General features: G+C 64.3%; 20 protein-coding genes. 14 read left to right on the forward strand and 6 right to left on the reverse strand.

All coding sequences use genetic code 11. The features are described 5' to 3' along the window. Positions 1–17 precede the first annotated feature (17 nt). From AC07PZ_RS23770 to AC07PZ_RS23790, 5 genes are read right to left on the reverse strand one after another with little or no spacing between them, the layout of a single operon-like run. On the reverse strand, positions 18–713 hold the full coding sequence (locus tag AC07PZ_RS23770) for an AraC family transcriptional regulator (RefSeq protein ID WP_495297619.1): 696 nt from the start codon (positions 711–713) through the stop codon (positions 18–20). A 4-nt stretch (positions 714–717) separates the two neighbouring features. Continuing rightward, on the reverse strand, positions 718–1,833 hold the full coding sequence (locus AC07PZ_RS23775) for an SLC13 family permease (protein WP_495297620.1): 1,116 nt from the start codon (positions 1,831–1,833) through the stop codon (positions 718–720). 48 nt (positions 1,834–1,881) lie between these two features. Beyond that, the gene (gene lipA / locus AC07PZ_RS23780; protein WP_495297621.1) at positions 1,882–2,862 is read right to left on the reverse strand and encodes a lipoyl synthase; all 981 of its coding nucleotides are present in this window, start codon (positions 2,860–2,862) and stop codon (positions 1,882–1,884) included. Between the two features lie 5 nt (positions 2,863–2,867). Further along, positions 2,868–3,524 carry a lipoyl(octanoyl) transferase LipB gene (lipB, locus tag AC07PZ_RS23785; protein ID WP_495297622.1) on the reverse strand — a complete coding sequence of 219 codons (657 nt, stop codon included), beginning with the start codon at positions 3,522–3,524 and terminating at the stop codon, positions 2,868–2,870. 38 nt (positions 3,525–3,562) lie between these two features. Next, positions 3,563–3,865 carry a YbeD family protein gene (locus AC07PZ_RS23790; RefSeq protein WP_495297623.1) on the reverse strand — a complete coding sequence of 101 codons (303 nt, stop codon included), beginning with the start codon at positions 3,863–3,865 and terminating at the stop codon, positions 3,563–3,565. Between the two features lie 139 nt (positions 3,866–4,004). Between AC07PZ_RS23790 and AC07PZ_RS23795 the strand changes: the two genes are divergently transcribed. From AC07PZ_RS23795 to AC07PZ_RS23835, 9 genes are all read left to right on the forward strand, one after another. Next, on the forward strand, positions 4,005–4,478 hold the full coding sequence (locus AC07PZ_RS23795; protein WP_495297624.1) for an ATP synthase subunit I: 474 nt from the start codon (positions 4,005–4,007) through the stop codon (positions 4,476–4,478). 19 nt (positions 4,479–4,497) lie between these two features. Next, positions 4,498–5,376 (forward strand): F0F1 ATP synthase subunit A, encoded by an 879-nt coding sequence (gene atpB / locus AC07PZ_RS23800; RefSeq protein ID WP_495297625.1) that lies wholly within the window; start codon positions 4,498–4,500, stop codon positions 5,374–5,376. 67 nt (positions 5,377–5,443) lie between these two features. Then, positions 5,444–5,713: a F0F1 ATP synthase subunit C gene (atpE, locus tag AC07PZ_RS23805; RefSeq protein WP_056576471.1), complete on the forward strand. Its 270-nt coding sequence runs from the start codon at positions 5,444–5,446 to the stop codon at positions 5,711–5,713. 33 nt (positions 5,714–5,746) lie between these two features. Further along, positions 5,747–6,217, forward strand: coding sequence for a F0F1 ATP synthase subunit B (locus AC07PZ_RS23810; protein WP_495297626.1), 471 nt, complete (start codon positions 5,747–5,749; stop codon positions 6,215–6,217). A 7-nt stretch (positions 6,218–6,224) separates the two neighbouring features. Then, positions 6,225–6,755, forward strand: coding sequence for a F0F1 ATP synthase subunit delta (locus AC07PZ_RS23815; RefSeq protein WP_495297627.1), 531 nt, complete (start codon positions 6,225–6,227; stop codon positions 6,753–6,755). A gap of 49 nt (positions 6,756–6,804) precedes the next feature. Further along, the gene (atpA, locus tag AC07PZ_RS23820; RefSeq protein WP_495297628.1) at positions 6,805–8,358 is read left to right on the forward strand and encodes a F0F1 ATP synthase subunit alpha; all 1,554 of its coding nucleotides are present in this window, start codon (positions 6,805–6,807) and stop codon (positions 8,356–8,358) included. 32 nt (positions 8,359–8,390) lie between these two features. Then, the gene (gene atpG / locus AC07PZ_RS23825) at positions 8,391–9,266 is read left to right on the forward strand and encodes a F0F1 ATP synthase subunit gamma (RefSeq protein WP_495297629.1); all 876 of its coding nucleotides are present in this window, start codon (positions 8,391–8,393) and stop codon (positions 9,264–9,266) included. Between the two features lie 45 nt (positions 9,267–9,311). Then, the gene (gene atpD / locus AC07PZ_RS23830; protein ID WP_495297630.1) at positions 9,312–10,727 is read left to right on the forward strand and encodes a F0F1 ATP synthase subunit beta; all 1,416 of its coding nucleotides are present in this window, start codon (positions 9,312–9,314) and stop codon (positions 10,725–10,727) included. A 129-nt stretch (positions 10,728–10,856) separates the two neighbouring features. Next, entirely contained in the window at positions 10,857–11,276 is a 420-nt protein-coding gene (locus AC07PZ_RS23835; RefSeq protein WP_495297631.1) for a F0F1 ATP synthase subunit epsilon, read from the forward strand. Between the two features lie 63 nt (positions 11,277–11,339). Here AC07PZ_RS23835 and AC07PZ_RS23840 read toward each other — a convergent pair whose 3' ends face one another. Then, positions 11,340–13,616 carry a sensor domain-containing diguanylate cyclase gene (locus AC07PZ_RS23840; RefSeq protein ID WP_495297632.1) on the reverse strand — a complete coding sequence of 759 codons (2,277 nt, stop codon included), beginning with the start codon at positions 13,614–13,616 and terminating at the stop codon, positions 11,340–11,342. Between AC07PZ_RS23840 and AC07PZ_RS23845 the strand changes: the two genes are divergently transcribed. The 5 genes from AC07PZ_RS23845 to AC07PZ_RS23865 all read left to right on the forward strand — a co-directional run bounded on the left by AC07PZ_RS23845 (position 13,615) and on the right by AC07PZ_RS23865 (position 20,842). Further along, positions 13,615–14,679, forward strand: a complete 1,065-nt coding sequence (locus tag AC07PZ_RS23845) for a ligase-associated DNA damage response exonuclease (RefSeq protein WP_495297784.1) — start codon at positions 13,615–13,617, stop codon at positions 14,677–14,679. The genes AC07PZ_RS23840 and AC07PZ_RS23845 overlap by 2 nt on opposite strands. Further along, entirely contained in the window at positions 14,676–16,334 is a 1,659-nt protein-coding gene (locus AC07PZ_RS23850) for an ATP-dependent DNA ligase (RefSeq protein WP_495297633.1), read from the forward strand. Before AC07PZ_RS23845 ends, AC07PZ_RS23850 begins: the two co-directional genes overlap by 4 nt. A gap of 89 nt (positions 16,335–16,423) precedes the next feature. Further along, positions 16,424–17,062 (forward strand): hypothetical protein, encoded by a 639-nt coding sequence (locus AC07PZ_RS23855; protein ID WP_495297634.1) that lies wholly within the window; start codon positions 16,424–16,426, stop codon positions 17,060–17,062. A gap of 299 nt (positions 17,063–17,361) precedes the next feature. Continuing rightward, on the forward strand, positions 17,362–17,961 hold the full coding sequence (locus AC07PZ_RS23860) for a hypothetical protein (RefSeq protein WP_495297635.1): 600 nt from the start codon (positions 17,362–17,364) through the stop codon (positions 17,959–17,961). Between the two features lie 166 nt (positions 17,962–18,127). Beyond that, entirely contained in the window at positions 18,128–20,842 is a 2,715-nt protein-coding gene (locus AC07PZ_RS23865; RefSeq protein ID WP_495297636.1) for a beta strand repeat-containing protein, read from the forward strand. Positions 20,843–20,900: the final 58 nt, after the last annotated feature.

Below are 20,900 nucleotides of genomic sequence, written 5' to 3' on the forward strand. Positions count from 1 at the left end.
CGATCACGGTCTGCGGTTCAGTGCCGACCGTCGAGTCGTCGCATCGCGGCCGTCAGCGCCGAAGGCGAGCGGTAGCCGGTGCGCCGCGCCGTCTCGGCCACCGGCATGCCGTCGTCGCGCCAGGCCCGCGCTTGCGCCAGGCGTTGCGCGCGCAGCCATTGCATCGGCGCCATCCGCTGCTCTTCGTGGCAGCGCTGAGCGAACTGGCTGGGGCTCAGACAGGCCACGGCCGCGAGGTCCGCAACACCGATCGGGTCTTGCCAATGCGCTTCGGCCCAGGCCGTGAGTGCCGGCCAGTCGATGCGGCGACGTGGGCGCTGAGGTGCGGCCGGACGTGGCGCCCAAGCCTCGAGCAGCAATTGCGGGCCGTGGTGCAACGCCAGTGTGTGAGCGTCTGCATGCACCAGGCACTGCGCAAGGTAGTTCGCGAGCATCAGCGCCGGCGGTGCCGCAGGCGCGAGATCTTGGCAGGCGGCCCACGCCGCTTGCCGCGTATCGAGCACCAGGCAACGGCTGCCGCCCGCCGCCTCGAAATCGTGCCGGTCGCCCGGTGCGACCACGCAGCCATCGCCCGGTGCGATGCGTCGGCCTCGGCCTTCCACCTCGAGTTCCAGCACGCCACCGATCCCGACCAGTACCTGGAAATGATCGTGCGCGTGGCTGCCGTGCGAGGCGTCGTAGCTGCGCAGCGACAGGCTGCCGGTCATCGGCATGGCGTCACAGCCGGAGCAGGCCGGCGCTCAGTGCGCAGGCGAGCAGGAAGGGAATGCTGATGCGATGGAATTCGCGCAACCCGTTCGGCAACTGCGCGAGCCGCAACGCGATCAGGTTGGCGAGCGATCCCAGCACACAGCCGAAGCCGCCCACGCTCACGCCGGCCGCGAGCGCCGGCAGATCGCGCACGTACGGGTCGAGCAGGATGGCCGCCGGCACGTTGCTGATGAACTGCGACGCGACGATGGCGGCGACGTAGGCGCGCCAGCCTTCGGCGATGGGCCATTGGTGCAGCAGCGATGCGATGACCGGCAACTCGGCGAGCTGTCGCAGGTCGACGAACATCAGCGAAATGATCGCCAGCAGCGCCCAGTCGACGCCCCGCAGCACGCGCGGATACAGCAGCAGGAAAGCCGCACACACCACGCCCAGGCCGGCCAGCAACCAGTGGCGGTCGAGCGCCACCACGAAGCCGACGAACAGCACGCCCGACAACGCGAGCAACTTCGGCTGAACCGGCGCCTCCGTGCTGCCCGGCCGAAGCTGCAGCGTCTCGCGTGGCACCAGCAACCAGACGGCCACGAACAGCCAGCACAGCATCACGGCCACGGTCGGCGCCATCATCCCCATGAAGCCGGCGAAGCTTTCGCCCGAACGGTGCCACAGGTAGAGATTCTGCGGATTGCCGATCGGCGTCAGGGCCGAGCCTGCATTGACGGCGAGCGCTTCCAGCACGACGAGGCGTGCCAGGGGCAGGTGTGCCTGCGTTGCGAGCACCCGCGTCAGCGGCACGAGCAGGAACAGGCTCACGTCGTTGGTGACCAGCGCCGACAGCAAGGCGGCGCCGGCGGTCAGCAGCAACGCGAGCTGGCGCGTGTTCGTGGTGCGGGCCAGCAGGCGCTGCGCAGTCGCCTGCAACATGCCGCTGCGCTCGACGCCCTGGGTGATCGCGAGCAGCCCGGCGAGCGCGCCGACGGTTTGCCAGTCGACCAGCTTCAGGTAGTCGGCAGGTGCGCGGGGATGGAAGACGGCAAAGCCGATGGCGACGACCACCAGCACCCAGAGCAGCCCGTTGCCGCCGGCGGGCTGCGCCGCCTCGTCGGCGCCAGGATGGACCATCGTGTCTTCAGCGCGCCAATGAGCGGTGGAGCAACGAATGCCTTCGACTTACACGCCGGCGGCGTGCGCTTGCTGGTCGGCGTGGTAGCTGGAGCGCACCATGGCGCCGACCGCTGCGTGGCTGAAGCCCATCTTGTAGGCCTCTTCCTCGAACATCTTGAAAGTGTCCGGATGCACGTAGCGGCGCACCGGCAGGTGCGAGCCCGACGGCGACAGGTACTGGCCGATGGTGAGCATGTCGATGTCGTGCGCACGCATGTCGCGCATCACCTGGAGGATTTCCTCGTCGGTCTCGCCCAGCCCGACCATGATGCCGCTCTTGGTCGGCACGTTCGGATGCAGCGCCTTGAACTTCTTCAGCAGGTTCAGGCTGAACTGGTAGTCGCTGCCCGGGCGCGCTTCCTTGTAGAGGCGCGGTGCGGTTTCCAGGTTGTGGTTCATCACGTCGGGCGGCGCGGCTTTCAGGATCTCGAGTGCGCGGTCATCGCGACCGCGGAAGTCGGGCACCAGGATCTCGATCTGCGTTGCGGGCGACAGCTCTCGGATGTTGCGGATGCATTCGACGAAATGGCCGCTGCCGCCGTCTCGCAGATCGTCGCGATCGACGCTGGTGATCACCACGTACTTGAGCCGCAGCTTGGCGATGGTCCTGGCCAGGTTCAGCGGCTCGTCCTTGTCGAGCGGGTCGGGGCGCCCGTGGCCCACGTCGCAGAACGGGCAGCGGCGGGTGCACTTGTCACCCATGATCATGAAGGTCGCGGTGCCCTTGCCGAAGCATTCGCCGATGTTCGGGCACGAGGCTTCCTCGCACACCGTGTGCAGGTTGTTCTCGCGCAGGATCTGCTTGATCTCGTAGAAGCGCGTGGTGGGCGAGCCGGCCTTGACGCGGATCCACTCGGGCTTCTTGAGCATCTCGCCCTGCACCACTTTCACCGGAATGCGCGAGAGCTTCGCGCCCGCCTTCTGCTTGGCCAGCGGGTTGTAGGTTTCTGCGCTTTGGTGGTCGCGGACGACTTCGGTGGTGCTCATACAGGTCACGGCGCAAGAAACGTGGCGAGCTTGCGGCTCAGCACTTGCGCGGCTTCTTCCCAGGTGGTTTGGACGCCAATTGTAGAAAGGTCGACGGTTTGCAGCCCTGCGTAGCCGCAAGGGTTGATGCGCGAGAAGGGTTCCAGGTCCATCGCCACGTTGAGCGACACGCCGTGGTAGGTGCAGTGCCGGCTGACCTTGATGCCCAGGGCCGCGATCTTGCCCAGCCCGCGAAACGGATCGGCCGGATGCACCGGCCCGCTGAGTGCCGCGTGCGAGAACGGGTCGTCCAGCCGCACGTAGATGCCGGGCGCGCCCGCCACGCGATGGCCCGTCACGCCGAAATGCGCGAGCGTTCGGATCACCGATTCCTCGATGCGGTAGACGTATTCCTTCACGTAGTAGCCGGCACGCTTCAAGTCGATCAGCGGATAGCCGACCACCTGGCCCGGGCCATGAAAGGTGACCTGTCCGCCGCGGTCGGTCTGTATCACCGGGATCTCGGCGGGGTTCAGGATGTGCTCTGCCTTGCCGGAGAGCCCTTGGGTGAATGTCGGCGCGTGTTCGCAGAGCCAGAGGCGGTCGGGCGTATCGGGCTGGCGTTGCGCGGTGAACTGCCGCATCGCCTCGTAGGTGGGCAGGTAGTCGACGCGCCCGAGCATCTCGGCAGCGATCGGCGCAACCGAAACGTCGGCGAGTGTCAGAGGACCACCTTCACCATCGGATGCGAGGACAGCGCTCGGTACAGGTCGTCGAGCTGCTCTCTGCTGGTCGCCGTCACCGTGATGGTCACGCCCAGATAGTTGCCGGCCTTGCTGTTGCGCAGCTCGACCGTGGTCGCGTCGAACGCCGGATCGAAGCGCTCGGCGATCTGCGTGACGGCATGCACGAAGCCATCGGCCTTGGCTCCCATGACCTTGATCGGAAACTGTGAGGGATACTCGATCAGCGACTCCTTGCGGGCGTCGATCGGCTGGGTGGGAGCGTTGGTTGGCGTGATCATCTGGCGGTGATTGTGTCAAACGCGAGAAGTTCCCTTTTGACCTGCTTGGTCATGGCGGAACCCCCATGCTTTTTACCTATAATCAATGGCTTTGTAAAAATCTCGGCAGACGCTCGCTGGCCACTGGTACAGGATTCCAATGACGACGAATGCCTTCGATTCCGAGATGGATGCAGAAGATTCCGATTTCAAGCCGCTGACCGCCGAACAGGCTCAGCAGCTGCGCGAAGCAAATCCCGAACCGTCGCCCTGGTGGGTGATCGTGGCCCAGGTGGCTGCAGGATTGGTCGCGGCAGGCGCGGCTTGGATGTGGACGGGCCGGGCAAGTGCAGGCATGTCCGCACTATACGGAGCGATGGCAGTAGCGATTCCCGCGGCATTGTTTGTCCGGGGCGCGATGAGGGGCACGCAGGCCGGCAATCAGTCGGCCGCGATGCTGAGGTTTTTTGTCTGGGAGCTGATCAAGCTGGTGCTGACCATCGCCTTTCTGGCGGCAGCGCCCTGGGTGGTCGGTGGCCTGAGCTGGCTGGCATTGCTGGTCGGCGTGATAGCAGCGCTGAAAATGTACTGGGTGGCACTTCGTGTGCGGCCCAGGTTGTTGAACCGGATTTAGATTTAAGAGACGTTGAAAGATGGCCGCTGAAGGACACGCACCGACCGCGAGTGAATACATCGTTCACCATTTGCAGCACTGGCAGGTGAACTGGGGTTTCGAGCCCGTCACCCAAAAGGCGATCGTTGACTTCAATGTCATCAATCTCGATTCCGTCCTTTATGCGCTGGTGATCGGCGTCATCGGCTGCTTCGTGCTGTGGCTCGGCGCGCGCAAGGCCAGTGCGGGCGTGCCCGGCCGGTTCCAGGCAGCGGTCGAGATACTGGTCGAAATGGTCGACAAGCAGGCCAAGTCGAACATCCATAGCGCCACCAGCCGCAAGTTCATTGCGCCGCTCGCGTTGACGGTGTTCGTCTGGATCTTCCTGCTGAACGCCATGGACATGCTGCCGGTCGATCTGCTGCCGGCCATCTGGACGCAGGTCTACTCCGCCGCCGGCCACGATCCGCACCACGCCTACATGCGCGTCGTGCCCACCGCCGACCTCTCGACCACGCTCGGCCTGTCGACGTCCGTGCTGCTGCTGTGCCTGTTCTATGGCATCAAGGTCAAGGGCCTGGGCGGCTGGGGCCATGAACTCATCACCGCGCCCTTCGGTGCGCACCCGGTGCTCTGGCCGATCAACCTGCTGATGCAGGTCATCGAGTACGTTGCCAAGACCGTGTCGCATGGCATGCGGCTGTTCGGCAACATGTACGCAGGCGAACTCGTTTTCATGCTGATCGCGCTCATGGGTGGTGCGATGGCTGCTTCGTTCTCGGGAGTGATGTTGCCGATCGGTCACATCATTGCCGGTACGGTCTGGGCGATCTTCCATATCTTGGTGATCACGCTCCAGGCATTCATTTTCATGATGCTGACGCTCATTTATCTGGGCCAGGCGCATGAAGGCCACTAGGCCTGGTTCTCTCAGCTTCCCATTCGTTTTTTCTTTTCGCTTTCAATCTGTAATCTAAGGAGTCATCATGGAAAACATTCTCGGTCTCGTCGCTCTGGCTTGTGGTTTGATCGTTGGTCTCGGCGCGATCGGTGCTTCCATCGGTATTGCGTTGATGGGCGGCAAGTTCCTCGAATCGTCGGCACGTCAGCCTGAACTCATGAACGACCTGCAAACCAAGATGTTCATCTTGGCTGGTCTGATCGACGCGGCATTCCTGATCGGCGTGGCCATTGCACTGCTGTTCGCGTTCGCCAACCCCTTCGCCGCGACCCTCCTCGCCAACCTGCCGAAGTAATTCCGTTCAACGCCACTTTAGAAAGGTGTTGCCGTGAGTATCAACGCGACCCTGTTCGTTCAGGCCATCGTCTTCCTGCTGCTGGTGCTGTTCACGATGAAATTCGTGTGGCCCCCCATCGCGAAGGCTCTGGACGAACGCGCACAAAAGATCGCCGCGGGCCTGGCGGCCGCCGAGAAGGCCAAGGCGGAACTCGCTTCGGCCAACCAGCGCGTCGAGCAGGAACTGGCACAGTCCCGCAACCAGACGACCACGCTGTTGGCCGACGCCGAGCGCCGCGCCCAGCAGATCGTCGAAGAGGCCAAGGGCCGTGCAACCGAGGAGGCCAACAAGATCGTGGCCGCTGCGCACGCCGAAGCCGAGCAGCAGTCCGTGCGTGCCCGTGAAGTCCTGCGTGAGCAGGTCGCCGCGCTGGCCGTCAAGGGTGCCGAGCAGATTCTCCGCAAGGAAGTCAATGCCGGCGTCCACGCCGACCTGCTCGATCGCCTGAAGACCGAGCTCTGAGGACGACATGGCCGAACTTGCCACCATTGCCCGTCCGTACGCCGATGCGCTGTTCAAGGCTTCCTCGGGCGACATCGAAGGCACGGCCGGCTGGATCGACCAGCTTGCCGCCATCGCTGCCGACCCGGCGCTCCAGCAGTTCGCTGCCGACCCGAAGGCGTCGTCTGAGCAGGTCTTCGACCTGATCTCCGGCCTCGTGTCGCAGCCCCTGCCGGAAGCCGGAAAGAACTTCCTGCGCGCGGTGATCGACAACGGTCGCATCGCTGCCCTGCCGGAAGTCGCCATCCAGTACCGCGAACGCAAGAACGTGCAGAGCGGTGCCTCCGACGCCGTGATCTACAGCGCCTTTCCAATCGACGATGCGAATCTCGCCGACGTGGGTGCTGCGCTGCAGCGCCGCTTCGGCCGCAAGCTGAACATGCGGGTCGAGAACGACCCGTCGCTGATCGGCGGCATCCGCGTGGTGGTGGGGGACGAAGTCCTCGACACCTCCGTGAAGGCTCGTCTCGAGCAAATGAAAGCAGCGCTCACCGCTTGACGCGGCGAGTGGCGGTTGGCCCCTCATTTATTGAAAGAAGGAAAGAGTCATGCAACTCAATCCAGCAGAAATTTCCGAGCTGATCAAGAGCCGCATCGAAGGCTTGGGCGTCAGCGCTGACATTCGCAACCAGGGCACCGTGGTGTCGGTGACCGACGGTATCGTGCGCGTGCACGGCCTGTCGGACGCGATGCAAGGCGAAATGCTCGAGTTCAAGCCCACTGCGGACGGCACGCCGACCTTCGGCCTGGCGCTGAACCTCGAGCGCGACTCCGTCGGCGCCGTGATTCTGGGCGAATACGAACACATCTCCGAAGGCGACACCGTCAAGTGCACGGGCCGCATTCTGGAAGTGCCGGTCGGCCCCGAGCTGATCGGCCGCGTGGTGAACGCACTGGGCCAGCCGATCGACGGCAAGGGTCCCATCAACGCCAAGCTCACCGACGTGATCGAAAAGGTCGCTCCGGGCGTGATCGCACGGAAGTCCGTCGACCAGCCGCTGCAGACCGGCCTGAAGTCCATCGACTCGATGGTGCCGATCGGTCGCGGCCAGCGCGAGCTGATCATCGGCGACCGCCAGACCGGCAAGACGGCCGTGGCGATCGACGCGATCATCAACCAGAAGGGCCAGGGCGTGACCTGCGTCTACGTCGCGATCGGCCAGAAGGCCTCGTCGATCAAGAACGTGGTGCGCGCGCTGGAACAAGCCGGTGCCATGGACTACACGATCGTGGTCGCGGCTTCGGCTTCGGAATCCGCAGCAATGCAGTACGTGTCGGCCTACTCGGGCTGCACGATGGGCGAATACTTCCGCGACCGCGGTGAAGACGCGCTGATCGTCTATGACGACCTGTCGAAGCAAGCCGTGGCGTATCGCCAGGTTTCGCTGCTGCTGCGTCGCCCGCCAGGCCGCGAAGCCTACCCCGGCGACGTGTTCTATCTCCACAGCCGTCTGCTCGAACGCGCGGCCCGCGTGAACGCCGACTACGTCGAAGCCTTCACCAAGGGTGAAGTCAAGGGCAAGACCGGTTCGCTGACCGCACTGCCGATCATCGAAACGCAAGCCGGCGACGTGTCCGCTTTCGTTCCGACCAACGTGATCTCGATCACCGACGGCCAGATCTTCCTGGAAACCAGCCTGTTCAATGCAGGTATCCGCCCCGCCATCAACGCCGGTATCTCGGTGTCGCGCGTCGGTTCGGCCGCCCAGACCAAGATCATCAAGAGCCTGTCGGGCGGTATCCGTACCGACCTGGCCCAGTACCGTGAACTGGCTGCGTTCGCGCAGTTCGCTTCCGATCTGGACGAGGCGACCCGCAAGCAGCTCGACCGCGGTGCCCGCGTGACCGAACTGCTCAAGCAGGCGCAATACAGCCCGCTGCCCATCTCGCTGATGGGTGCCACGCTGTTCGCGGTGAACAAGGGTTTCATGGATGACCTGGACGTCAAGAAGGTTCTGGCCTTCGAACACGGCCTGCATCAATTCCTGAAGACCAGCCATGCGGCACTGCTCGACAAGGTCGAGAAGGCCAAGGCGCTGGACAAGGAAGCCGAAGCCGAACTGACCGCCGCTATCACGACGTTCAAGAAGTCGTTCGCCTGATGGCGCGCGAGATCAAGGCTTAAGGAGCATCTATGGCAGCCGGTAAGGAAATCCGCGGCAAGATCAAATCGGTGGAGAACACCAAGAAGATCACCAAGGCCATGGAAATGGTGGCCGCGTCGAAGATGCGCAAGGCGCAGGATCGCATGCGCGCCGCCCGCCCCTACAGCGAGAAGATCCGCACCATCGCGGCCAACCTCGGCCAGGCGAATCCGGAGTACACGCACGCGTTCATGAAGGCCAACGCCGCGAAGGCAGCGGGCTTCATCCTGGTCACGACCGACAAGGGTCTGTGCGGCGGCATGAACACCAACGTGCTGCGTGCCCTGACCGCCAAACTGCGCGAGCAGCAGGCGGCCGGCAACGCGGTCGAGGCGGTGGCCATCGGCAACAAGGGACTCGGTTTTCTGAACCGGGTCGGCGCGCGCGTCGTCTCGCACGTCACGCAGCTGGGCGATACGCCGCATCTCGACAAGCTGATCGGTCCGGTCAAGGTGCTGCTCGATGCTTACGCCGAGGGCAAGCTGAACGCCGTGTACGTCTGCTACACGAAGTTCATCAACACCATGCGCCAGGAATCGGTCATCGAGCAGCTGCTGCCGCTCGCCGCCGACACCCTGCAGGCCGAAAAGGGCCAGCATGCCTGGGACTACATCTACGAGCCCGATGCGCCGAGCGTGATCGACGAGCTGCTGGTTCGCTATGCCGAGTCGCTGGTCTACCAGGCGGTCGCGGAGAACATGGCGTCGGAGCAGTCGGCTCGCATGGTTGCCATGAAGTCCGCAACCGACAACGCCGGCAACGTGATCGCCGAACTCAAGCTGGTCTACAACAAGACCCGCCAGGCAGGCATCACCAAAGAGCTGTCGGAAATCGTGTCGGGCGCTGCGGCGGCTGCCGGCGTCTAAGCGTCTCGCGACGTCAACAGATTCAAATTTTTATCGGAGCAGATGATGGCTCAAGCAAATGCAGTGCAAGGCAAGATCGTTCAATGTATCGGTGCCGTGGTCGACGTGGAATTCCCGCGCGACAAGATGCCCAAGATCTATGACGCCTTGAAGTTCGAAGGCAGCGCCCTGACGCTGGAAGTGCAACAGCAGCTCGGCGACGGCGTGGTGCGCACCATTGCGCTCGGCTCGTCGGACGGCCTGCGCCGCGGCCTGATCGTGACCAACACGCAAGCCCCGATCACCGTGCCCGTGGGCAAGGCGACGCTGGGCCGCATCATGGACGTGCTGGGTTCGCCCATCGACGAACGCGGCCCGGTCGGCCAGGAGCTCACCGCTTCGATCCACCGCAAGGCACCGGCGTACGACGAACTGTCGCCGTCGCAAGACCTGCTGGAAACCGGCATCAAGGTGATCGACCTGGTGTGCCCGTTCGCCAAGGGCGGCAAGGTGGGCCTGTTCGGTGGTGCCGGCGTGGGCAAGACCGTGAACATGATGGAACTCATCAACAACATCGCCAAGGCTCACTCGGGTCTGTCGGTGTTCGCCGGTGTGGGTGAACGTACCCGCGAAGGCAACGACTTCTATCACGAGATGGCCGACTCCGGCGTCGTGAACCTCGAGAAGCTCGAGGACTCGAAGGTCGCCATGGTCTACGGCCAGATGAACGAGCCCCCGGGCAACCGTCTGCGCGTGGCCCTGACCGGCCTGACCATCGCCGAGTCGTTCCGCGACGAAGGCCGCGACGTGCTGTTCTTCGTGGACAACATCTACCGCTACACGCTGGCCGGTACCGAAGTGTCGGCACTGCTGGGCCGGATGCCTTCCGCCGTGGGCTACCAGCCGACGCTGGCCGAAGAAATGGGCCGTCTGCAAGAGCGGATCACGTCGACCAAGGTCGGCTCGATCACCTCGATCCAGGCCGTGTACGTCCCTGCGGACGACTTGACCGACCCGTCGCCCGCAACGACCTTCGCCCACTTGGACTCCACCGTCGTGTTGTCGCGCGACATCGCTTCGCTGGGTATCTACCCCGCCGTGGACCCGCTGGATTCGACCTCGCGCCAGCTCGACCCGAACGTGGTCGGCGAAGAGCACTACAACGTGGCCCGCGCCGTGCAAGGCACGCTGCAGCGCTACAAGGAACTGCGCGACATCATCGCGATCCTGGGCATGGACGAACTGGCTCCGGACGACAAGCTGGCCGTGGCCCGCGCCCGGAAGATCCAGCGTTTCCTGTCGCAGCCGTTCCACGTGGCCGAAGTGTTCACGGGTTCGCCTGGCAAGTACGTGCCGCTGTCTGAAACCATCCGTGGCTTCAAGATGATCGTGGCCGGCGAGTGCGACCACCTGCCGGAACAATCGTTCTACATGGTCGGCACCATCGACGAGGCTTTCGAGAAGGCCAAGAAGGTCGCGTAAAGCGGCGCAGTCGACCGTCGGGCTTCGTTGCCGTGCTCGCCGTACTTTTCTGTACGGCTGTGCATGACGCCTCACCCGCCGGCCGACTGCTTGCTTTCCGAAGTTCTCTAGAACGGCAAAGGAATCAAAGTGGCAAACACCATTCACGTCGATGTGGTCAGCGCGGAAGAGTCGATCTTCTCGGGCGAAGCCACCTTCGTCGCGCTGCCCGGTGAAGCCGGCGAGCTCGGCATCTATCCGCGTCACACACCGCTGATCACGCGCATCCGCCCCGGTGCCGTGCGCATCGAGACGGCCGACGGCGGCGAAGAGTTCGTCTTCGTGGCGGGTGGCATTCTCGAAGTGCAGCCCAACACCGTGACCGTGCTGTCCGACACCGCGATCCGCGGCAAGGACCTCGACGACGAGAAGGCGAACCAGGCCAAGGCCGCTGCCGAAGAAGCGCTGAAGAACGCGAAGAGCGACATCGATATCGCGATGGCCCAATCGGAACTCGCCGTCATGGCGGCGCAGATTGCAGCCTTGCGCAAGTACCGCCAAAAGAAGTGAGCCGGGTGCGGCAACGCATCACGCACGCGCCTCAATGAAACCGCCTTCGGGCGGTTTTTTCATTCATGAAACCGTAGACACCGCCTCGGGCGCGCGCCGGACCGTGTTGCGGCCCGCAGCCTTGGCCGCATAGCAGGCTGCATCGGCGTCGTTGACCCAGGCCTCCACGCTGGCCATGTGAGGCTGCAATGCCGCGACGCCGATGCTGGCGCCCACCCGCAGCACGCGATCTTCCCAGGGAAGCGTGATCGAACTCACCGCATCGAGCACCTCTTGCGCCAGCCGCATTGCGCCGTCGAGCGGGCAGTGTTCAAGGAGCAGCGCGAACTCGTCGCCGCCGAGCCGCGCCACCGTGTCGCCCGAACGTACCCGCGAAGAGACGGCCGTTGCGACCGCGCGGAGCATCACGTCGCCCATGACGTGGCCGGCCGTGTCGTTCACAGGCTTGAAGTGGTCGAGATCGATGAAGACCATGGCCGACGGCAACGATTGCGGCAGCATCTCGATCAACGCCCGCGCGCGCTTGTTGAAGGACGAGCGGTTGACCAGGCCTGTCAGCGGATCGTGTGCGGCGGCCCATTCAAGCTGCTCCCGCGCGGTGCGCTGATCGTCGATGTTGTTGATGGTCCAGATGGCACCTTGCGACGGATCGTCGATATCGACCGGTTTGCTGCGCAGGCCTGCCCAGAAGACCGCGCCGTCCCGCCGCCGCATGCGCCATTCGCCCGCGTACGACCGGCTCGCAAGAAACGACTCGAGTTCCTGCGCGACGAAGGCCGCGTAGTCGTCGACGCTTGCGACCACCGTGCTCGCCGGCTGGCCGAGCAACTCGTCTTCCCGCAACCCGAACAGCCGGCAGAACTCGGGGCTGACCAGCTCGAATTGATACGCGCGCAGGAAGGCGATGCCCACCGGCGCGGCGCTCATGACGGAGTTCAGGCGGATCAGCACCTCGTTGTTCGCCACCTCGAGCTGCGCGCGCTCCATTCCGACCTTGCGCAGCACGCGGCTCAGGCTGCCTATTTCGCCACTGGCGACCGGCCAGCCATCGCGAGGCGGCATGGTGCCGTCGAACAGGTGCTGCGCACGCCGTTCAAGCAGCGTCAGGGGATGCAACAGCCACCAGACCAGGGCGAGCATGCCGGCGGACAGCAATACCGTCAGGCCGATCGCCCAACGCAGTACGTCGCGCCGCGCGTCGCGCAGCGGCGCCAGCAATTGATCTTCAGGCCGTGCGCGCCAGACCATCCAGTCGGGCCCCGGCGCGCCGGCGGCGCTGACGAGTTCACCCTGTTGCGGCAATCCAAGTCCAAGAGGCTCGGCCGGGCTGCCCGCAGCAACCCACGCGGCGAACGCCTGCGCGAGCCGCGGGTCATCCGACAGCGGGTGGGCAAGCAGAGCGATGTCTGGATGTGCCAGCACGAGGCCGCTGGCATCGGTCACCACGACCCGCGCGTCGCCGTCGGCCTCCTGGGTCTCGATCAAGCCTTCCAGCATGTCGCGTCGGCTCAGCCGCAATCCGCCGCCGATCACGGCGTGGATGCCGTTGGGTCCACGCACCGGCTGGGTGAAGACCACCACCGGTTCGCCGGACAGACGGCTCGGAATGGGCGGAGAAATGATCGACCGGCTCTCGGCCAGCGTCCGCTTGAAGTAGGGGCGATCGCTCAGATTGAGCTCGGGTGTGTTCACGCCGTTCTCATTGGCGAGCAGCCGAAGGTCGCCGTCCGGTGTCGCGACGAAGATGTCGGTGAACAGGCCACGCAGCACCGGCTGGCCTTCGATGAAACGTGCCAGCGCCGCGTCGTCGCGCACGGTGGGCTCGTCGAGTTGAAAGGCCACCACGAGCAAGGCGCGCTGCAGCGCCACGGCCCGGCTCGCGAGCAATGATGCCGTGCGGGCGGCATCCGCGAGCTCACGATGCCGTTCCGCGCGCAACGTGTCCTGCTGCGCGCGGTTCACCAGCAGCAGCGTGATCAGGCCCAGGCCGGCAATCAGCGCCGCCACCGTACCGATGGTGATGCGCATCTTCAGCGAGCCAAATACGCGCAACGCCCTGACTTGCCGGGGCGTCATGGTGTGTTCGAGGCGGAGCGTGCAGTCACGTGGCGGTTCTCCGTTCGGCTGGAATGGCGAATGAGCTTTTGTGCGGATTGTGGTGGCGAATCCGCACTTCTTGTGTGGGACTTGATTGATACGTCGACCATGGGCCGCTGGATTCGACCGGCATCGATGCACGTAGGCTGCTGCCCACAGACCTTCGCGGCGCCGAGTCTGGCCTGCCGCAGCGCATCGCCCTAGGATTCGCTGGATGAGCTTGCCCGAAGCGCCGCACTCCATGGCCGACAGCGTGCACGAACCCACGCCCGCGCGGCGGGACGATCTCGTCATCGCGCGCCCGGAAGGTCTGTACTGCCCGCCTGGAGACTTCTATATCGATCCGTGGCGGCCGGTCGAACGTGCGGTGATCACCCATGCGCACTCCGACCATGCCCGTGTCGGCCATTCGCACTACCTTGCGCATGCCGACAGCGAAGGCATTCTGCGCACCCGCCTGAGCGCCGACCTGCCGCTGCAGACGCTGCCTTACGGCGAGACCATCACGCACCATGGCGTCCGCGTGTCGCTGCATCCGGCCGGCCACGTGCTGGGTTCGGCCCAGATCCGGCTCGAGCACGGGGGGCGCGTCTGGGTTGCTTCCGGCGACTACAAGACCGAACCCGACGGCACCTGCGCGCCCTTCGAGCCGGTGCCCTGCGACACCTTCATCACCGAGTCGACCTTCGGCCTGCCGATCTACCGCTGGCCTGGTCAAGCGGCGCTGTTCGCCGAGATCGATGCCTGGTGGCGCCGCAATGCCGATGAGGGCCGCGCCTCCGTGCTGTTCTGCTACGCCTTCGGCAAGGCACAGCGCATCCTGCACGGCGTCGACGCATCGATCGGGCCCATCGTCGTGCATGGTGCGGTCGAACCGCTGAACGCGGTCTATCGCGCGGCGGGCGTCGCGCTGCCCCCGACATTGCGAGTGACTGACCCCGGTGTCGATGCGCAAACCCTGAAACGCGCGCTGGTGCTGGCACCGCCATCCGCGCAAGGCACGCCGTGGATGCGGCGCTTTGGCGCCTATGCGGATGCGTTCGCCAGCGGCTGGATGCAACTTCGTGGCACGCGTCGCCGCCGTGGTGTCGACCGCGGATTCGTGATGTCCGACCATGCCGATTGGCCCGGTCTGCAGAAAGCCATCGCCGGAACCGGCGCCGAGCGCGTGTTCGTCACGCACGGCAGTGTGGCGGTGCTGGTTCGCTGGCTGACCGAGAACGGACTGGACGCCCAGGGCTTCAAGACGGAGTACGGCCAGGAGGACGAAGTGCCGCCCGGGACGGGTGTGGAGACGACGGCATGAAGGCCTTCGCAGCGCTCTATCGCGAGCTTGATGCGACGACGTCGAGCCTTGCAAAGCAGGCGGCATTGCAACGCTATCTGCGCGCAGCCGCGCCGCGAGACGCGGCCTGGACGGTCTACTTCCTGGCCGGCGGCCGGCCCCGCCAACTGGTGCCGACCCGGTTGCTGCGCCTGCTGGCGCAGGAAGCGGCCGGCCTTCCGGAATGGCTTTTCGATGAAAGCTACGAAGCCGTCGGTGACCTGGCCGAGACCATCTCGCTGTTGCTTCCGCCGCCGACCGCCTCGCTGGATCTCGGCCTGGCCGAATGGATCGAGCAGCATCTGCTGCCGCTGCGCGGGATGGCGCCGGAGACCCTCGCCGACACGTTGCGCCTCCAATGGCAAGGTCTGGCGCCGGAGGAGCGGCTGGTCTACTTCAAGCTCATCACCGGAAGCTTTCGGGTCGGCGTTTCGCGGCTGCAGGTAACGCAGGCGCTGGCGGCGGTCGGGGGCGTTGATGCCAAGCGCGTTGCGCAGCGGTTGATGGGCTACACCCACATCAGCGGCCGGCCCACCGCTGAGAACTATGCCGGCCTGATCGCAGCGGAGAGTCCTGGTGAACTCGATCGGAAGACCAGCGGGCAACCCTATCCCTTCTTCCTTGCGCATCCGTTCAACGTGCCTCTGGATCAGTTCGATGCGTTGCTCGGCCCGCCGTCCGAGTGGATCGTCGAATGGAAATGGGACGGTATCCGGGCGCAACTGGTCAAGCGCGCGGGCGCGGTGTCGCTCTGGTCGCGTGGCGAAGAACTGGTGACCGATCGCTTCCCCGAAGTCGAGACGCTGGGGCACGCGTTGCCGGATGGCTGCGTGCTGGACGGCGAGATCGTGGTCTGGCGCGACGATCGTGTGCAGCCGTTCGCCGAGCTGCAGCGCCGCATCGGCCGAAAGACGCTCGGGCCCAAGCTGCTGCGCGACATTCCGGTCGTGCTGCTCGGCTACGACCTGCTCGAATGGCAGGGCGTCGATCTGCGCGAACGGCCACAGCATGAACGCCGTGCGTTGCTCGACGCACTCGTCGTGCATGTCCAGCATCCGCAACTCATCGCGAGTCCGATGATCACCGGCGTCGACTGGGCCGACTTCGGCCGTCAGCGCGAGGCCGCGAGATCGATGGGCGTCGAAGGCATGATGCTCAAGCAGCGCGAAGCGCGCTACGGCGTCGGCCGCACGAAGGACGTCGGCACCTGGTGGAAGTGGAAGATCGATCCGTTGAGCATCGACGCAGTGCTGATCTATGCGCAACGCGGCCATGGCCGGCGTGCGAGTCTCTACAGCGACTACACCTTCGCCGTCTGGGACGGACCGCCGGAGCAGCCGGACCGCAAGCTGGTGCCTTTTGCCAAGGCTTATTCCGGTCTCACCGATGCGGAAATGGCGCGGGTCGACGCCGTCATTCGCAAGACCACCATCGAAAGCTTCGGACCGGTGCGCAGCGTGCGGCCGACACTGGTCTTCGAATTGGGATTCGAAGGCATCGCACGCAGCACGCGGCACAAGAGCGGCATTGCGGTGCGTTTCCCGCGCATGCTGCGCTGGCGAGAAGACAAGCCGGTGGAGGAGGCCGACAGTCTTGCGACATTGGCGGCATTACTTCCGCATGCGGCGATTTCTTGATGCGCAACACGGATCGAGCCGGATGAAATAAGCGCATTGCAAGAGTAGAGTCAGTCACCAAGTGTTTCTTTGGTCACTATTCTTGAGATGTGGCCATCAAGCTCGATCGACCGAACTCGATCAAGGAATCGTTTCGAATGACTTCCGCAGAAGAATCTCCTGCTGGTTTTGCGCCATATCGGCTCGACAGCCACCTCATCCTGAATGCCTTGAACAATCTTGGCATGGAGCTCTATACGCAGCTCGGACGCGAGATCCCGGCGGTGGCCCTGCTCGCCGACTACATCATTGCCGAGCATGGCGTCGGCACGCGAATGCGCGTGGGCAGGGTCTGGCATTCCGCAGCAGAGGAATGGAACGTCTGCAAGGCCATGTTGTCGCTCAAGGCTTCGCTGGTCGGCGTCCGGCTGGAATTCCGTGAAATCGGTCATCTGGACGAAATTCTGCTCATTGGCCACAGCGTGGCCGTGCTGCTGCGAGAGGTGTTCGTCGCCTGGCCCAAATTGGCGGCCCATGACGTGCGATTGACGATACATGCGGTTGGCGAGCGCTCCTTGCGTCTGTCTGCCTATCTCAAGATGACGCCGACGACGGGTGTCCGGCGACCCTTCCTGAAGTCGTTGGTCGGCAGCCAGGGCGCGGTTTCCAGCGACATCGGTGCCATCGATGTGCTCGTCGATGATGGGTATTCGTGGGATCTGAGCATCGAGCTACCACCCCGGCCGTAGCGGCCTTTCGACCTTGAAACCAAGCGGCCATGGGCCGCTTTTTTTTCGTCCGCGCGTCGCGCCCGCTCTAGACATTCTGCTCTGAAGGGCTCATGCCTGACCTGTAAGCCTGTGAAATTCAAATCGACAAAACGTACGTTTCATTAACTGAAAAACGTATTTCGTTACACCACGAACTAGCAAGGACATGCGCGGCCAATCATGCCGCCGTGATTCTGCCCCGCTCCTGCACGTGCTCCTCATGGGGCCTGGCCGGTGAATAGCAGCGTCGCTCTTATTCAACCCACCAGGTAACCGCCATGCATTTCTCCCCCCGTCGGCCCCGGCGCTTCCATGCCAAGGCGTCGCTGATTCTTCTCACCTCCTCGTTGTTGTTCGTGGCGGGTGTCTCCGCCCAGACCGCGACGGTCTCGCCGGCCGCGAATGCCACGCTGGCCGCCTCCCCCAAGCAGGTCGTTGCCGAACTCACCCAAGTCCGTGTCATCACCGACGCGCAAGGGAAAGAGCAACTCGAAGCTGCCCCCACCGTCAAGCCCGGTGACGTCATCGAGTACCGCGTCAAGTACACGAATTCGGGCGCCGCTGCTGTCAAGGACATCAAGGCGACCTTGCCCATCCCCGAAGAAACCGAATACCTCGCCAAGTCCGGCAAGCCGGGTTCGGCACTGCTCCTGGCCGCAACCAAGGACGGCAAGTTCGCCGCCGAACCACTCATGCACACGCCCAGCGGAAAGACCAAGTCCGAGCCGGTTCCCTATGCCGACTACCGGACTCTGCAGTGGAACCTGGGTCAGCTGCCGGCTGGCGGCGTGAGCGAAGTCAGTGCCCGCGTGCGTGTGCTGAGCGTCGTGCCCCCCGTTGCCACCGCCTCACCGTCCGTGTCAGGCGTCAACCGGTGATCGCACGTCCTGAACCCATTTGCAGCAGTTGCTGTTTTCAAAGAGGAGAAATGAATTGACTACCACCACACAGTCCAAGCGCACCGGCCTCCGGCCGGTCATGCGCTGGTCTGGCATTGCGGCGGTTGCTGCAGTGGCACTTTTCGGTGCCTCTGTTGCAAATGCTGTGGCGCCAACTTCCGGCACCGAGATCGGTAACGTCGCCACAGCGAGCTACCTCGACACAACGGGTACCACACAGGTATCCACCTCCAACAAGGTCAGCACCTTCGTCCAGCAGGTCGGGTCCTTCACCCTCACCGCCGATGGTGCAAAAAGCGCCGCCCCGGGCGCAGTGGTTTCCGTGCCCCACACCCTGACCAACACGGGTAACGGCTCCGACACCTTCACCATCAGTGTTGCCGAAGTGAATACCGCGACCACGCCGGACTTCACCAAGATCGAGGTCTACCTCGACAACGGTGCAGGTCAGGCGACCGGTTCGCCACTGTGTACGACCACCTCGGCGGCCACGCCCTGCGCAGCCACCGCTCAGGCCGTTGCTGGCAGCAATGGTCAATTGAAGTTCGTCGTCGTGTACACGGTGCCACCGACTGCAACGCTCGGCGCATGGCCCAGCAATGCGGCAACTGTGACCGTCACGGCCGCAACGACTGCGCTGTACACGGCACCCACCGTGACCAACACGGACACCATCACGCTGACCAATCAGGCCGCGTTCTCGGTCAACAAGTCGATCAGCTTGCCCTCCGTGAATGGCTCGTCGCCATGGACGGTCACGCCAGCGACCAGTGGTCCTCGCGGTACGCAGACTGTCTACACGCTCAGCTACATCAACAATGGCCAGACTGGCGCACCGCTGTACATCAAGGACACGCTGCCTGCCGGCTTGACCTATGTGGCCGGCTCGGGTGTATGGAGTGGCTTGGCGGGCAGCCAGCTGACCGATGCCGACAGCGACACCCAGACCGGCGGCTCTGCCACCATCGAATACCGGGTGGTCGGCCAGACGATCGAGGCTTACATCTCGAACGTGACAAGCAGTTCGTCCGGAACGCTGAGCTTCATCGTCGCAGCGTCGCCTACGGCAGCCATTGGCACGACGCAGACCAGCAACGTCGCAAGCTACAACCCCACCGTCTGCGCAACCACGCCCACCAGCCTTGCTACGGCGGCGACGGGTTGTACCTCGCTGTCGAACACCGGCGGCGCGGCATTCACGGTCACCGGCACCTACGACGTGATCTTCGGCACGCAGGACGCCACCAACGGCACGCCCAATGGTGCGTCGCCGGACACCGTCACGGTAGCCAGCGCTGCAGCCGGTACGAACGTCAACTACTCGTTCGTCGTGACCAACAACGGTAACGACACGGACACGTTCGACCTGACCACCCCGAGCAACAACTTCCCGACGGGTACCACCTTCCTTTGGTTGGCTTCCGACGGCGCGACGCCGCTGCAGAACACCGGCGGTGCCGGTGCAGTCGATACCGGTCCATTGGCCGCAGGAGCCACTTCCACCGTGATCCTGCAGGTTCGCCTGCCAGGTAGCTCGGCATCCACCGGGCCGTTCAACTTCGTTGCGCGCGCCACGTCGGTTCAACTGGCTACCGAGTTCGACGCGGTCTCGGGTGTGTTGAATGTCATCACCGGTTCGCTGGCAGACCTGCAGAACGCACCGCTGACCGCCGTTACCGGCGATTCCGGCCCTGGCCCTGGCGCGTCCGCAGCCTTCACCGTGACCGCCAACAGCGGCGTGGTGGCGCAGTTCCCGTTGACCATGGTGAACAACGACAGCGCTATGTCGCTGACCTACAACCTGTCGGTGAGCCAGAACTCCACCTTCCCAGGCAGCCTGCCGGCTGGCTGGACGGTCGTGTTCTCGAGCGCAGCGTGTTCTGCACCGACCGCGATCACGACGGTCACGGTGGCGGCCAGCGGCAGCCAGGCCTTCTACGCGTGCGTGACCAGTCCATCCAACTCCGTTGCCGTCGTGCAGCCGGTGTATTTCCAGGCGAAGTCGACCACTGCGGCGACCAACGGCCAGATCCTGACCGATGTGCTGCATGACGCCGTCAGCGTGATCGTCAATCCGACCTTCGTGTTCACGGTCACGCCGAGCAACACCGGCTCGGCGCCCCTGGGTGGCAGCCAGACCTATTCGCACATCATCAGCAACACCGGCAACCAACAGTGCGGCACCAGTGGCTTCAGCATCGTTGCGACGCCGTCGGCTGCTGCAGTGACTGCGGGCTGGACGACGGCGCTGTACCTCGACGTCAATAAAGACGGCGCACTCGATAGCGGCGACACGCTGATCACCAACGGCATGCTGCCGGCGATCGCGGCTGGTGATTTCGCCAAGGTGCTGGTGCGGGTGTTCGTGGGCAACACCGCCATCGGCGGCGCCGAGGCCGTGACCTTGACCGTGACCGACACGACCGCTTCGCCGAACACTTGCGTGATCACGGGTTCCAACCCGACCGACACCACGTCGGTGATCGCTTCGGTCGTCGCCCTTGACAAGTACCAGGCTGTCATCGACTGCCCGGGTACGGGGACGCCGGCCTTCGCCCGCGTTGCGATCAATCGCAAGCCGGGCGAATGCGTGGCCTATCAGGTCGTCGCAACCAACACGGGCGCTACAGCGGTGACCAACGTGTCCGTGAATGACGTCATCCCAGCCAACACCAACTACGCAGGCGCGACGCAGCCGTCGTTGGCGACGCAATGCGTCGCGACCAGCCTGAGCGCCGGTTCCGTGGCTTATGCGGCCTCTGGCTCTCCCGTCAATGGCGTGAGCTGCGGCAGCGCGTCCAACACGCTTGAACCAGGCGGCACCGTGACGCTGCGCTTCTCGGTGCAGGTCAGTCCGTAAACACGGCATTTTTGCCTTCCGGAGGCATTGCCACGCTCTTGTTTCCCCCCTGGAGCGT

The sequence above is a fragment of the Variovorax sp. GW821-FHT10B04 genome (assembly GCF_059415645.1).

Excerpts from the sequence above, each read along its gene's own strand:
- AC07PZ_RS23815 (WP_495297627.1), top strand. The coding sequence starts at position 6,225 with ATGGCCGAACTTGCCACCATTGCCCGTCCGTACGCCGATGCGCTGTTC.
- atpB (WP_495297625.1), top strand. The coding sequence starts at position 4,498 with ATGGCCGCTGAAGGACACGCACCGACCGCGAGTGAATACATCGTTCAC.
- AC07PZ_RS23770 (WP_495297619.1), bottom strand. The coding sequence starts at position 713 with ATGCCGATGACCGGCAGCCTGTCGCTGCGCAGCTACGACGCCTCGCAC.
- lipA (WP_495297621.1), bottom strand. The coding sequence starts at position 2,862 with ATGAGCACCACCGAAGTCGTCCGCGACCACCAAAGCGCAGAAACCTAC.
- AC07PZ_RS23790 (WP_495297623.1), bottom strand. The coding sequence starts at position 3,865 with ATGATCACGCCAACCAACGCTCCCACCCAGCCGATCGACGCCCGCAAG.
- atpA (WP_495297628.1), top strand. The coding sequence starts at position 6,805 with ATGCAACTCAATCCAGCAGAAATTTCCGAGCTGATCAAGAGCCGCATC.
- lipB (WP_495297622.1), bottom strand. The coding sequence starts at position 3,524 with ATGCTCGGGCGCGTCGACTACCTGCCCACCTACGAGGCGATGCGGCAG.
- AC07PZ_RS23775 (WP_495297620.1), bottom strand. The coding sequence starts at position 1,833 with ATGGTCCATCCTGGCGCCGACGAGGCGGCGCAGCCCGCCGGCGGCAAC.
- atpE (WP_056576471.1), top strand. The coding sequence starts at position 5,444 with ATGGAAAACATTCTCGGTCTCGTCGCTCTGGCTTGTGGTTTGATCGTT.
- AC07PZ_RS23850 (WP_495297633.1), top strand. The coding sequence starts at position 14,676 with ATGAAGGCCTTCGCAGCGCTCTATCGCGAGCTTGATGCGACGACGTCG.
- atpD (WP_495297630.1), top strand. The coding sequence starts at position 9,312 with ATGGCTCAAGCAAATGCAGTGCAAGGCAAGATCGTTCAATGTATCGGT.
- AC07PZ_RS23845 (WP_495297784.1), top strand. The coding sequence starts at position 13,615 with ATGGCCGACAGCGTGCACGAACCCACGCCCGCGCGGCGGGACGATCTC.
- AC07PZ_RS23860 (WP_495297635.1), top strand. The coding sequence starts at position 17,362 with ATGCATTTCTCCCCCCGTCGGCCCCGGCGCTTCCATGCCAAGGCGTCG.
- atpG (WP_495297629.1), top strand. The coding sequence starts at position 8,391 with ATGGCAGCCGGTAAGGAAATCCGCGGCAAGATCAAATCGGTGGAGAAC.
- AC07PZ_RS23840 (WP_495297632.1), bottom strand. The coding sequence starts at position 13,616 with ATGGAGTGCGGCGCTTCGGGCAAGCTCATCCAGCGAATCCTAGGGCGA.
- AC07PZ_RS23795 (WP_495297624.1), top strand. The coding sequence starts at position 4,005 with ATGACGACGAATGCCTTCGATTCCGAGATGGATGCAGAAGATTCCGAT.